General features: G+C 54.6%; 8 protein-coding genes. 4 read left to right on the top strand and 4 right to left on the bottom strand.

The window, feature by feature from the left end; genetic code table 11:
• Positions 1 to 113: 113 nt before the first annotated feature.
• The 3 genes from GSQ81_RS17290 (at position 114) to GSQ81_RS17280 (ending at position 5061) form a co-directional block, all read left to right on the top strand.
• On the top strand, positions 114 to 1694 hold the full coding sequence (locus tag GSQ81_RS17290; RefSeq protein WP_158911875.1) for a sulfatase-like hydrolase/transferase: 1581 nt from the start codon (positions 114 to 116) through the stop codon (positions 1692 to 1694).
• A 368-nt stretch (positions 1695 to 2062) separates the two neighbouring features.
• Positions 2063 to 3514 carry a sulfatase-like hydrolase/transferase gene (locus tag GSQ81_RS17285; RefSeq protein WP_158911874.1) on the top strand — a complete coding sequence of 484 codons (1452 nt, stop codon included), beginning with the start codon at positions 2063 to 2065 and terminating at the stop codon, positions 3512 to 3514.
• A 98-nt stretch (positions 3515 to 3612) separates the two neighbouring features.
• Positions 3613 to 5061 (top strand): sulfatase, encoded by a 1449-nt coding sequence (locus tag GSQ81_RS17280; protein ID WP_158911873.1) that lies wholly within the window; start codon positions 3613 to 3615, stop codon positions 5059 to 5061.
• A 127-nt stretch (positions 5062 to 5188) separates the two neighbouring features.
• Here GSQ81_RS17280 and def read toward each other — a convergent pair whose 3' ends face one another.
• Both def and GSQ81_RS17270 read right to left on the bottom strand, forming a co-directional pair.
• Positions 5189 to 5782 (bottom strand): peptide deformylase, encoded by a 594-nt coding sequence (def, locus tag GSQ81_RS17275; protein WP_158911872.1) that lies wholly within the window; start codon positions 5780 to 5782, stop codon positions 5189 to 5191.
• A gap of 187 nt (positions 5783 to 5969) precedes the next feature.
• Positions 5970 to 6377 (bottom strand): carboxymuconolactone decarboxylase family protein, encoded by a 408-nt coding sequence (locus GSQ81_RS17270; protein WP_158911871.1) that lies wholly within the window; start codon positions 6375 to 6377, stop codon positions 5970 to 5972.
• Between the two features lie 602 nt (positions 6378 to 6979).
• Between GSQ81_RS17270 and GSQ81_RS17265 the strand changes: the two genes are divergently transcribed.
• Positions 6980 to 9460: an ABC transporter permease gene (locus tag GSQ81_RS17265; RefSeq protein WP_158911870.1), complete on the top strand. Its 2481-nt coding sequence runs from the start codon at positions 6980 to 6982 to the stop codon at positions 9458 to 9460.
• Positions 9461 to 9473: 13 nt separating this feature from the next.
• On the opposite strand, the gene GSQ81_RS17260 is transcribed toward GSQ81_RS17265, so the two are convergent.
• Together GSQ81_RS17260 and GSQ81_RS17255 are read right to left on the bottom strand one after the other, a co-directional pair.
• On the bottom strand, positions 9474 to 12113 hold the full coding sequence (locus tag GSQ81_RS17260) for a GAF domain-containing SpoIIE family protein phosphatase (RefSeq protein ID WP_158911869.1): 2640 nt from the start codon (positions 12111 to 12113) through the stop codon (positions 9474 to 9476).
• A gap of 215 nt (positions 12114 to 12328) precedes the next feature.
• A complete protein-coding gene (locus tag GSQ81_RS17255; RefSeq protein WP_256369681.1) occupies positions 12329 to 13639 on the bottom strand; it encodes an aminotransferase class I/II-fold pyridoxal phosphate-dependent enzyme in 1311 nt (436 codons plus the stop codon).
• Positions 13640 to 13694 lie beyond the last annotated feature (55 nt).

The raw sequence follows: 13694 nt of genomic DNA, 5'->3' as shown, positions 1-13694 counted from the left end.
CAGGCTGGGCCTGAATCAATGCCCACTACACTTCCGCAGAGGCGGCCCCTGAATAGGGGAAATACTTGCATTCATAAAGCGAACAGTAGAGATTGGTTCAAGGATAACGGTTTATGAATCGAAGAGAATTTATCAAGTCTGCAGGGACCGCAAGCGTAGCAGCGGCGGCAACTCCCACTGTACGAGGAATGGTGAGCGACGAACCCCGTCAGGTCGTCGTTATTCTCGGCGAATCGGTTCGGCGCGACATGCTGAATTGTTATCGGAATACGGGCTTGAAGACGCCGAATCTGGATCGTCTTGCCTCCCAGGGAATTCGGTTCGACCGGGCCTATAACTGCCAGCCCGTATGCGCTCCTGCGCGTTCTTCCATCTGGACAGGGCTTTACCCACATACAAATGGCGTATGGGGAAACAGCATACCCCTGGGAGAGACGGTGCACAGCATCGGCCAGCGATTACACGATCGTGGTATTGAATGCGCTTTTACGGGAAAATGGCATCTCTCCGGAACTGATTATTTTGATACCGGAATGCCCGCCCCCGGATGGAATGGCGCGTACTGGTATGACATGCGCCGTTATCTATCGGAGCTCACGGTCGAAGACCGGCTACGCTCCCGAAAATCGGCAACGGGTGATGATCCATCATGGACATCGGAGATGTGTTACGGGCATCGGGTTACAAACCGCGCCGTGGATTTTCTTGCCAACAGTCAGAATCAGGATTTTTTACTCGTAGTCGCTTATGACGAGCCGCACGACCCGAGCCTTTGCCCCATCGAATACTCCCGGATGTATGAGAATTTCGTATTTCCCAGCGACCCCAATGTTACCGATCCGTTAACGCGGAAGCCGGTTGAGCAGCATATCTGGGCGAACTCGCTACTGCATGGGGGCACCTTGGCTCAGCATCCAAAGCCAATTCAAGCCAAACATTTCTTTGGCTCGCATACATTCATCGACATGGAAATCGGACGTGTACTCGACCAAATTGAGAAGAGCGCGCCGAATGCCCTGGTCATCTATACGTCGGACCACGGAGTCTTCCTCGACTCCCACCGCCTGAACGACAAGGGACCCGCTATGTACGAGGAGATTACTCATATTCCTTTTATCGCCAAATGGCCGGGAAAGGCGCCAGCGAACGCGGTATCGAAAGAGCTCGTCTCACACATCGACTTGAATGGAACCTTGATGGAGTTCTTCGGCTTTGAAGTTCCGAAAACACTGGAAGGTCGCAGTATGTTGCCGATGCTGAAAGACCCCAGCGTCTCGGTGCGTAAAGAAGTATTTATTGAATGGGGACGGTATGAGGTCGACCACGATGGTTTCGGCGCATTTCAGCCGATCCGCTGCATCTGCGACGGAAGATATAAGTTGTCAGTGAACCTGATGGTGACCGATGAGTTCTACGACCTTGAAAGCGATCCTGGCGAATTGAAGAACCTGATTGATTCTCTGGAACACGCAGCCATACGGAACGACTTGCACGACCGCCTGCTGAACTGGATGAACGAATCACGCGATCCATTCCGCGGCTACTACTGGGGACGGAGAGCATGGCGGCCGGACTTTCCCGAAATCTGGGCGAACGCGGGAAGGACGCGTCAGCGTGAGAACGATGGTTATTTGCCACGTGAGCTTGATTACGATACCGGACTGACCATGGGCAACGCGACGCGGTCAAAGTAGAACAAGCCATCAACCGATCGTGAAATAGGCATACCCCATCCAAAAAATAATCTCGACTTCCGACATGTAAGTCGAGTCCGTTTGCATGTATCTTCCTGAATTCAGATTCTCAGCGTGCTTCTCGGCGCATCACCTTTTCAGGCAGAGAACTTCCGTGTAAACTTTTTGCAGTGGCATTCAAGCACAACTCGCGTTGTTGTTGCGTGTGTTCTTCCCGCATCCTCGTAAGAATGTTGCCCCATGCCTAAGCTGTCTTCCCTTTCGCGGAAACAGCACCACAAATTGTCATTTATAGATAAATCGCTGCGCGCTTCTTCGCCGACAATTGTCATCTGGAATGTTTTACATACTACCCCGGAGAAAATCCCTTGGCCTCAGCTACCTCTCGTAGAGATTTCCTTCGCACTGCCGCGCTCGCTTCTGGTTCGGTGGCTGTGGCGAATGCCGAACCTGTGAAACCTGCGGCGGCAAAAAAGCCAAGGCCCAACGTGCTCATGGTCTGCGCTGATCAGTTCCGCGCCGACTTTATAGGAGCGCACGGCGAGAATCCATCGACACGGACCCCACACCTTAATGCCCTCGCCGCTCGCGGCACGATGTTTCGCAAAGCTGTCTCAGTCCAGCCTCTCTGTTCCCCATCGCGTGCGTCGTTCCTGACGAGTCGTTATGCCACGGAGGCCGGTGTTTGGAAGCTAGGTCTTGAACTGGATCATTCGCTACCCACGATCGCCACGGAGTTCCACAAGAATGGCTATACAACAGCATTTGTCGGCAAATGGCATGTTTCCAGCGACGATGCACCGGAAGGCGGCAAACAGCTCGGCTGGATCCCGCCCGGCCCTTCGCGCGGCGGCTTCGAAGACCTTTGGGAAGGAGCCAATGTCCTTGAGATCGTCTCACACCCTACCCATGGATCTTACTGGGACGACTCTGGTAAAGACATCGGCTTTCAGGACGAGTATCGTGTGGACTTTGTGACCGATCGCGCGATCGGCTTTCTCGAACAGAAACACGAGAAGCCGTGGTTTCTTTTTCTCTCGCAGTTGGAGCCGCATCATCAAAACGATATTGATCAATTTGTCGCTCCGCAGCGTTATGAGAAAAGTTTTGAGGACCCTCACGTCCCAGCCGATCTGGTGACTCTGCCAGGAAACTGGCAATCGCATCTTCCCGGCTATTACGGCTGCGTTCAAGCCATCGACGACTGTATTGGCCGATTGGTTGAGTCACTCGCAAAGACAGGACAGCTAGAGAATACTGTCATCCTTTTCTTCTCCGACCATGGCTGCACCTTTCGAACACGCATGGGCGAGTACAAGAGAGCCCCACATGACTCTGCTATTCGCGTTCCATTCATCGTCGCGGGACCTGGCTTTGACCAGTCGCAAATTGTTGATGAGATTGTCACCCTATTAGACCTCACGCCGACCTTGCTGGACTCTGCCGGGATTACGCCGCCATCGAGCATGCGCGGACGCTCCTTGCTTCCACTGATCAGTAGCTCCAAAGTGCGCAGCGAGTGGGGTTCGACGGCATATATCCAGATCAGTGCATCCATGTGTGCTCGAGCTTTACGCACGCCCGACTGGTGCTATTGCGTCTACGATCCTAATATTCGCGGGGATGATCAATCACACAGTACCTCCTACACAGAGTTGGCACTCTATTCGATCTCTGGCGATCCATCTCAACATACGAACCTGATCGGTCGTCCACAGTACAAAGAAGTTACTGCCAAACTACGCGAAGAGTTACAGCGCAGGATTACAGATGCGGGTGAACCTGCCGCCTCGATCGCTCCCGCGAAGTTTTTTATATAGGCGACGTCGTTTGCGCCCGCGTAACAAGATGACAATCTAGGATTTCATCAGAACAGACGCGCATATTTCAGCGTCATATTAAAGAAGTAGGTAGAAAAATGAATGTTACAAGACGAACGTTTCTCGAAATGGCAGCGATGACTGCAACGGCTAATATAGCGTCTGCAACCGGAACCAGGAAGCCTCCACGTCGGCCTAACATCATCTTCATGCTCGGCGATGATCATCGCGCGGACGTGATGGGGTGCGCAGGAAATACCATCGTAAAAACGCCACACCTGGATCTCATGGCAAGCGAAGGTGTTCTCTTTGAGAATCACTTCTGCACGACGCCCATCTGTTGCGTCAGCCGAGCCAGTATCATGTTGGGGCAGTATGCCTCAACGCACGGCATCAAAGACTTTGATACGTCACTTACGCAAGAACAGCTTCGTCTTACCTATTTCAACCTGATTAGGGAAAGCGGTTATCACACAGGCTTCGTCGGAAAATTCGGTGTAGGTAAAGATATGCCGAAGGACAGCTTCGATGTATGGGAAGGTTTTCCTGGGCAGGGTAATTACTTTCCTAAAGGCGAGCCTGGGCCGCATCTGACTCACATCATGCGTGACCAGGCTAACCACTTTCTTCGCACGGCTCCGGCGGAGAAACCATTCCTGTTGTCGATTAGTTTCAAGGCCCCTCATGTACAGGACGACGACCCACGACAATATCTTCCGTCAGAAGACACGCTGCCTCTCTACGCACAAACCCGGATACCTCCTCCCATCGGAGCGGGTTCTGAAGATATCAATCGCTTTCCTCTCAGCATTCAACGCTCTGAAAATCGTCGCCGATGGGGTATTCGTTTTGCGACGCCCGCCTTGTATCAGGATTCGATGAAGGGCTATTACCGTCTCGTAAGCGGTATTGACTCCGCCATCGGCAGCATTCGAGAAACACTCGCCAAACAAGGTCTTGCAGACAATACGATCATTATTTATTCGGCTGACCACGGCATCTTCAACGGCGAGCATGGTTTCGCCGGCAAGTGGTATGCACACGAAGAGTCCATCCGGATCCCGCTAATTATTTACGACCCTCGTTTGCCCGCTCCCGTGCGCGGCGCCAGACAACAAGAAACCACCCTCAATCTCGATCTATATCCCACACTACTGGATATGGCAGGAATTGCGCCGCCATCAGTAATGCAAGGGCGAAGCGTTCTAAAACATCTAGGTAGCGAATCTGATGATGGCCGTCAGGTATTTTTCGTAGAACATGATTTTCCATTTCACGGCTTTATTCCGTCGAGCGGCGCGATTCGTACTGACGGCTGGAAGTACATCCGCTACACAGACGTAGCGGCGCCCTTTGAAGAACTTTACGATCTGCGTGAAGACAAGCATGAGAATCACAATCTTGCCACAGACTCAAAGTACGAACATCAGTTGAACACTCTTCGGTCTTACTATGAGACGTGGAAGAAGAGCTTTCTCAACCCCAACAGATCGCCATGGCGCGATCCGGTCACTAATGCCGAGTTGAAGCGGAACGGCGTGGCCTAAGGTGCTCGAACGTCGCTGAATGAGGGTGAATTCTCTGATCCAGCGGCGGCACTTATGATTGAAGAGGTTTTGCAGAACGCCCCCATGAGGTTACGCCGCCCTCACGACAACCAATCGATCCTACGCGCTACTTCTCGACGTGAAACTCCCGCACAAGTTCACTGGAAGACTTGGATTTCCAGTGCCGGTTGTAGTGATCAACAGAGGAGAAGCTGCGGCTCCACATGCGATCGATATATAAGGTCCCTTTTAGGTGATCGATCTCATGTTGCAGAATGCGCGCATACCAACCTTCGGCTTCAATCTGTATGAACTCACCAGCTTCGTTGAGAGCCCGCACTCTCACAGTTCGAGCACGAGGCACGATCGCCACGCAACTAGGTAGGCTGAGGCAACCTTCGAAGAAACTCACGTTCGGAGGTGATAACAACTCGATCTCAGGATTTATGAGCACATGAAAAGGAACCGGGGACCGTTCACGCTCCGCCAACTCCGTTGGCGTCAGAGTCACTTGGTATTCTGCTTTGTCCTCGACGATCGCCAGTTGTAAAGGCTCCCCAATCTGAGGCGCAGCCAGGCCTACGCCGGGAGCATCCGCCAGAGTCTCTCGCATATGTTCGATCAGCTCGCGAATGCGGTCGCTGCCGATCTCTTCTGGACGAAGCGGCCGCGCTGCATTGCGCAGGACAGGTTCGCCGACACTGACGATCTTGATCCTCATCTTCCTGTACCGGTCGTAAGATACTGCTCAGAACAAAGTGCAGAGGAGAATTGTTTTAAAAATGATGGCATCACGATTCCTGTCCTCAGTGAGATAAAAGTAGTAGCTACTCGACTTCAGTCATATACCTATCAGACGCGCAGATATGATAGTGGGATGAACTTTCTTTTCGGACTGGCGGCCGAGTTTACCCGATAAGAAACTCTCGATCTACAGGAATTTGCAGTGCATTGGCCAGACTATTCGTTTCCGCTGCCATGCCGAGGATAGCTAGAAATTCAGCATACTGCTGATTGGAGAGTCCCTTGGCGCGCGCCGCGGCCGTGTGTGAATGGGCACAGTAGCTGCAACTGTTTGCCGTGGATACCGCTATATAGATCAGCTCTTTTGTAAGCGGATCGAGCACTCCGGGCTCAATCATCACCTGTTTGACGCTCGACCACGTTCGCTCAAGAAGACTGGGCTGATTCGCGAGAGCACGCCAGAAGTTGTTCACAAAATCTGACTTGCGCGTAGCACGTATATCGTCGAACACATCTTTGACCGCTGGGACGGCTGCGGCTTCCTCATCGGTCCAAAGCTTTACAGTAGCCACCGAATAAGTCCTCCAATCGCAATAATAGAGGTTGTTCCGCCACCTTCACAGTCGTGATACCCCAATGGTCAGTTTTGCTCCTCTGCCTCTGCGCTGATAGGCTGCCGCCTTCGTTCCAAGTGGGAACTTGCCAAGACGCCAGGGAATTCTTGTACGAGCCGGGGTATCACCAGTGCAATGTGACTGTTGTTGATAGCCCCAATCAGTCTAAATTCATGCGATGTCCAACGTCGAAACATTAAATCAGAGTGGGGCAAAACGTAGCGGCCATCCCACCATGCGATGGAAGGAAAGATACTCGCTGTTTTGCCACTGAGCCATCGGCATTGTGGCTGAAGGCGTACATTCCATTTGATTGAGCGTACATAGATTCCATTGCCATCGGTGTCGTGTGTGCTCTCGAACGTCCATGCCTTTTGAATCGCCTGCCAATGCCAGACCGAGATACCAATAGTGTCCGTTTGTGGACATACTATCGCGAATCCGGACATCTGGCGAAGTGCATACAGTTCTATCTCACTCAATTACATGGGATTGTAAAATCCTCTCTTGGGCATCAACGTGCCTCTGTATTTGAACAGTTTGTTTTTCGGAGATTCAGCATGCGAACTCTGCTCCAGGATCTGCACTACGCTCTTCGACAACTGCGCAATGCACCGGCCTTCGCTCTCACCGCCATCCTTACACTGGCACTCGGAATTGGCATCAATGCTGCCATGTTCTCCGTCGTCGACCAGGTGCTCCTGCGCGGCATGCCGTTCCCTCACGCAGAGGATGTCGTGCAGATGGCCGTCCGCACCGAAAGCGGCGGCTTCGGCCCGACCTCACTGCTCGACATTCAGGACTGGCAAGCTCGCAGCCACTCCTTCGAGCAGATCGCCTACTATACCGAGCAGGTGCCTACCCTCGGCGGCACCTCTACTCCCAGGCTCGTCCCGCAGATCGTATCCAGCTCCAATCTCTTCGATCTACTGCAAGCCAGGCCAATGATGGGCCGCACTTTCGTGCCTGACGACAGCAAGTCCGGCCACAACAACGTCGTCATCCTCGGCGCCTCCATCTGGCAAGGGGTCTACCATGCCGATCCGCAGATCGTTGGCCGCTCCATCGCCGTCAACGGCATTCCGTATACGGTGATCGGCGTCATGCCGAACGGGTTCGCCTTTCCTGCCAACACGGGTGAGAACTCCATCTGGACTCCTATCCCCTTGGGCGAAAAAAGCATGCAAGACCGCTCCTCCGCGATGCTCAGCGTCATTGGCCGCCTGCGCCCCGGAGTTACTGTGGCGGCGGCCACGCACGAGATGAACTCTATCCACCAGCAACTGGTGCATCAATACCCCAAGGACGAAGATGTGAACCCCATCCACATGGAGCGCTATGCCAACGTTGTGACCGATACCGCTCGTCCTGCCATCATTGCGCTCGACATCGCCGTCTTCGTGGTATGGCTCATCTCCTGCGCCAACGTCGCAGGCCTTCTACTCGCCCGTGGAAATAACCGCCGCCGCGAGGTCGCGCTCCGCACCGCGCTCGGCGCACGACCCAGCCGTCTCATTCGCCAGTTTCTTACGGAGAGTCTTCTGCTCGGCCTCGCTGGCGGCGCGCTCGGCCTTGAACTTGCCGACCTCACTCTCCGCTTGCTCAAGCACTATCTCGCCAACGCAGTGATTTTCGGAGACCAGATCCACATCGACCTCAAAGTCTGCGCTTTCCTCTTCGTCGCATCATGCCTCTCTGCCGTCCTCTTTGGTCTTCTTCCGGCGTTGCATGCGACCCGCGTACCCCCTCAAGACGGCCTTCGCCAGGGCACTGCGGCATCCGGCATTAGCCCTCAGCAGACCAGATGGGGAAACGCCCTCGTCGTCGGCGAAATCGCGCTCACGCTTACTCTTTTGGTCGCCGCGGGACTCATGGTTCGCACGCTCATCTCCCTCCGCCACACACGCGTCGGTTTCGTCCCCGATCAGGTCGTTACCGGTGAAATCTATCTTCCTCATAATTCGGGACTCTTCACCGGTTCAGAACAACAAGCGAACGCCTCCACCCTCATCCAGACTTTCTACACCCCATTGCTCGACCGCATCAAAGCTCTCCCCGGTATCCAATCTGCAGGACTCACCACTATCCGTCCTCTCGAAGGAAACTGGGACTTCAATATGAGCGTCGAGCTTACCAATCACCCCAAGCCACAACGTTCCGCCCAAGCCTATGCCCAGGCACGGGCCACAAGCAGCGACTACTTTACGGCCATGGGTATCCGGCTGTTACAAGGCCGCTTCTTCGCAACCACAGATTCTGCCGCGGCGCCTCCTGCTGCAATCGTCAACCAAGCCTTCGTGCGTCGCTTCTTGCCCAACCAGAACCCGATAGGCCAGCAACTCCGTTACAACGACACTGGCGAACGCCAATGGTCCACCATCGTGGGCGTTATAGACGACAGCCCACAAAAGACGCTCGGTCAGCCACCACTGCCCGAAATCGACTATAACCTTGTCCAGCTTCTCCCGCAGGATGAGCTCTACCCGATCCTTGGAAGCTTCCTCATGAACGTGTCCATTCGCTCCCCGCTGGCCTCCGACACCATCGACCGTGAACTCCGCCGCGCCATACATGACCTGCAACCCGATGCCGCGCTAAACAATGTCCAGACCATGCAGGAGGTCGTCGATAACTCTCTCGGCAATCAGGTCCTCGCGGCACGGCTCCTCAGTCTCTTCGCGCTTACAGGACTTTTGATCGCCGTCGCCGGTATCTACGGCCTGTTGGCCTACTCCGTCAGCCAGCGCACGCGCGAACTCGGCGTTCGTCTCGCGCTTGGCGCACAGCGCGAAGCGATTCTCTGGCTTGTCCTACGCCACGCCCTCATCCTTCTTGGAATTGGAGGCGCCCTTGGAGTCATCGTCTCCATCGCTTCCGGGAAGCTCCTTACCTCATTCCTCGCTTACAAGCTGAGTGGCTTCGACGCGCTCGTGGCCATCTCGGTCGCAATCCTGCTTGCACTATGCGGGCTCCTCGCCAGCTATCTGCCTGCGCGCCGCGCCGCCAACATCGATCCGGTAGTTGCCTTGCGTACAGAGTGAGTTTTATACAGCTTCATGCATTGACCGAAGCGGATGAATGATCCACGATGTCGAGCTTCAGGATGAGCAAGCTCATGTCATCATGCTGCGGAGCGCCAGCGGTGAACTTGTCCGCTTCGTCGAAGATGGTCCGCAGCACTTCGTCTGCCGTGCAGCTACTTGCGTTGGCGGCAGCCGCCATCATTCGTTCCTCGCCCCATTCTTCATCATCATGAGTCATGGCTTCACTGATGCCATCGGTATAGGAAACTAAAAGGTCTCCCGGCTCGAGGCGCAGGCTTTGTTCGGTATAAACGGCAAAAGGAAGCAGGCCAACCACAGGGCCGTCGGCTTCGAGGCGCAGAATCTCGAAGGAACCGTCAGATTTTTGCCGCAGAACCAGCGGAGCATTGTGTCCGGCATTGACGCATTCGAGAACTCGCGTTGCCGGATCGAATGCGCCGAAGAAAAAGGTCGCATAGCGGTTGCTCGCTGAGGCTTCATAGACAAGTCGATTCACCTTGTCCATCAGCTTGGCGAACTCTCGCGGATTATCAATCGTTACGCCACGCAGAGAGGCTCTCAGGCTGGCCATAAGCAATGCCGCTGAAATCCCTTTGCCCGAGACATCGCCAATGGCCAATCCAAGCCTGCCATCCTGGAGCGTGAAGACGTCGTAATAATCTCCGCCGACTCCCAGGGCGGGGCGGCAGGCTCCGGCAATGCTGACGCCCTCCAACTGAGGCATCTCCTGGGGAAAGAGGCGCTCCTGAACTTCGCGGGCAATCTCCATCTCACGGTTTGCGCGCTCCCGGAGTGCAGCCTCGTTCGCCAGCGAGTGCGCCAGTTCACTGAGTTCGAGCGCCATGCCGGTTTGATCTGCGAGGGTTTGGAGAAGATGGAGGTCGGACTTCGAGTAAGCCGCTTCTGACTGCTTGGGACCGAGCGCCATCACTCCCAGAAGCCGGTTGCGTCCGGATAGAGGAAGGAACAACTCGGCTCCGAGTTCATCGAGAGTTCTGCGCTCCGATTGTGCCGCCATCAAATACCAGGCGTCGGGTTCTTCCCGGTACAACTGCGCGGGCGAGTTGGTGGTGGTCAAATTGCGGATGGTCGATGAATTTGCCGCAAGCGTCAAGGTGCCTGCGCCTTCCAACGAGATGCCGACAGTTTGATTCAGAGTAAAACCTGCGCGGCCATGCAGGAAAACCCCAATTTGATTGACGTGGAGTGTTTCGGCAATGCATCTTGAAACGGTCAGCAGCAGAGGCTCACTCTCGGTAAACCTTCGAACCTCATTGGAAAGCTCTTTGAGCACGCGCTCGGAGTCGTAGGCTTCGCGGAAGAATTTTTTGTCCAGCCAGTTCGTCGACTTTTTGCGGAAGACAAAACCTACCGCCGCAATCAGAAGGAGAAAAAGAACTCCTTGCCAGAGTTGATCGCGCCGAATCTGCTTCTGAGTGAGCAGCGGCAGCAACAGGCGATAGGACACGGCCATGATGAGGACGAACTGCACGCCCCACACTGTGGCCCTGGCCAGGGCATACTTCGTACCCTGGCGGACGAGAATGCTCACATCCATCGCCCGCGGCACCAGCACGACATAGGCAAGCGTTAAAGGAGCGAGCATAAAGAGCGCTGCTCCGGTGTATGCCACCCATATATGGCCGTGAGTACTCGGGGAATAGCCAAGATCGGGCAGCAGCACGAAAGCAATCAGCAGAGCTCCAAGACCAACGAACGTTCCTGCCAGAAGAACGCGGAGTCTGCGGCGAGCGTCCTCGGTCGACGCAGACTCCATCTTGCGGAAAATGATAGCTAGATAAAGCACCACGCACATCAGGTCGATCGCGTTCTCAATACGATCGGTCCAGTGCACCATGTGGATGAGCCACGGCGGATTACCTGCCAAATAAAACTGCCCGTATATCTGGCGCCAATCTACAACCGCGCAGAGCAGAGCAGGCCCTATCACCACCCACTTTAACCATGGCCGGTCAATGTCAACGCGCGAGCGTTCCGGAAAGTAGATAGCAAAGCACAAGAGTGCCAGGGGGCCAAGAATTTGTAGAGATTGCCAATAGAGTTCACGGAAAACCAGCCAGCCTCCTGCAGCCAGTCCCGTTGCCAGACCAGAGACGACCTCGGGAAAGAGGAGCAGCACCAGCAATAGCCACGCGTTCAGCTCGAGGGGTTTGGCAAAAACCACCCAGTAGCCCATCAGCATGCAGAGCAACGGCAAAAGACCGAATAGAGCAAATTGCTGCAACATCTCTCCCGGTCCCCGCGGAGCGCCGGGCTGAGGCTGGGCGGCAACAAGGGTAATCAGGGTGCTGCCGATTGAGCCATCAGGACGCTCGAAGCCAACGAACACCAACTCGCCGGGCTTGCCTGGATTGCTGATCGCAGCCCATTGTGCGTGGCCTGTGAATGGAGCGCCATTGAGCGACGCGATCGTCGCGCCTTTAACCAGCCCGGAACGTTCGGCTTCCGGCATCAAGCTGGTGATCTCGCGAGTATCCGCGTCCATTTCAAATGGATCGCGGGAATGCTGATCCAGGCGCAGACCGACCTCGAACCGATCATGGTTGTTGGCGGCCCAATACATGAGACCAGCCAAAACGACGAGCGCAAGTAGCAGGCGCATGACGGTTGAGTACCGAGAATGTCTCATAGAATCTTCGATTCATACTAACCTGAGCACATTCGAGAGCTGTATCCTCAAGCCATCCGCGGTATCGATCTTGATCGATATCTTTGCGTGTAGCCTGCCCCGTCAACTGCTGTTCTATTTCGCGCCGGATCGAACAACACGCCGATGTTTGGGATCGCGCGGCACACTTTTCTCTATGGCATTCAGCTTAAACCCGATCCGACTTGCTCGATGTGTCAGCCCCCCGCTTGTCGAGCATGTGTCTTTTCTTCAGCAGCAAGTTGAACGCATAGCGCCACCGCCTTTGCCGCTTGCCGGACTTCGGGGAGGCCAGGAAACGACGGGGCGATCCGAATGGTTCGGTCCTCAGGGTCGCTCCCGTAAGGATGAGTTGCTCCCGCAGGCGTCAAAACGACGCCGGCGTCCTTGGCCAAAGTTACAACCCGCTTCGCGCAGCCGGAGGGAACATCGAGGCTGATGAAATATCCTCCTTTGGGCCTGGTCCACGAAACATCCTGAAGCTTTGACAGCTCTGCATCGAAAACATCGAGAACAGCCTGAAATTTTGGGGCCAGCAATTGCTTGTGCTTTTCCATCAGGGCTGCAATGCCCTCTTCATTTTTCAAGAAGCGGACGTGACGCAGTTGGTTGATCTTATCGGGCCCTATCGTTTGCGGGGTCAACCGCGAGAGTAACCATTGAATGTTGGCTTTCGACGCAGCGACAGCAGAAAGACCCGCACCAGCAAAGGTGATTTTGGAGGTGGAGGCGAATACAAATGCTCGATTTGCATTTCCTTTGGCAGCGCACAACTCCAGAATATTTGCGAGTGGAATCTTTTCTTCCGTGAGGTGGTGTACGCCATAGGCGTTGTCCCAAAAGATGCGGAAATCGTTCGCGGCAGTCTTCATCCCTGCAAGCCGCTCCACCACGGCATCGGAATAAACCGTGCCCGTCGGGTTGCTGTACTTCGGGATGCACCACATGCCTTTAATGGACGCATCCGAAGCGACCAATCGCTCTACTTCATCCATGTCCGGCCCGTCTTCATTAAGACGAATCGGAATCATCCGAATGCCGTAGTCCTCGCAGATCTTAAAGTGCCTGTCGTATCCGGGGACCGGGCAAAGGAAGGCGATTTCTCCCTGTTTCGACCATGGCTCGGAGCTATCGCAGGTTCCTTTCAGAAGCGCAAAGGCAACGTGGTCATGCATCAACGCGAGGCTGGCATTGTTGCCGATGACAATCTGTTCCTGCGGTGCGCCTAACAGGCTTGTAAACAAGCGCCGCGCCTCGGGCAGACCCTGTAATCCGCCATAGTTGCGGGTATCGGTCTTGTCTTCAGCAAAAAAATCTGACCTGCCAGGAAGATCAAGAAGTTCCACGCTGAGATCCAATTGCTGGGAGGATGGTTTTCCTCGCGTCAAATCCAACTTGAGCCCAAGTTCTTGAAGAACGGAATAATCTGTCTGAATCTGAAGCAAGGACATGGCTAACTCCTGTGATGATCGAGAAAAGTCAAAGGCACTGATTCTATTGTCAATCACAGAATGGGGATCATGCTTTCACCGCCCACCGCTGATTGCGATAATGTTCAGAGCG

The organism is Granulicella sp. L56, assembly GCF_009765835.1.
Lineage (GTDB): Bacteria > Acidobacteriota > Terriglobia > Terriglobales > Acidobacteriaceae > Edaphobacter.
This window is presented reverse-complemented; position numbering and strand designations above follow the sequence as displayed.

Excerpts from the sequence above, each read along its gene's own strand:
- GSQ81_RS17260 (WP_158911869.1), bottom strand. The coding sequence starts at position 12,113 with ATGAGACATTCTCGGTACTCAACCGTCATGCGCCTGCTACTTGCGCTC.
- GSQ81_RS17290 (WP_158911875.1), top strand. The coding sequence starts at position 114 with ATGAATCGAAGAGAATTTATCAAGTCTGCAGGGACCGCAAGCGTAGCA.
- GSQ81_RS17265 (WP_158911870.1), top strand. The coding sequence starts at position 6,980 with ATGCGAACTCTGCTCCAGGATCTGCACTACGCTCTTCGACAACTGCGC.
- def (WP_158911872.1), bottom strand. The coding sequence starts at position 5,782 with ATGAGGATCAAGATCGTCAGTGTCGGCGAACCTGTCCTGCGCAATGCA.
- GSQ81_RS17280 (WP_158911873.1), top strand. The coding sequence starts at position 3,613 with ATGAATGTTACAAGACGAACGTTTCTCGAAATGGCAGCGATGACTGCA.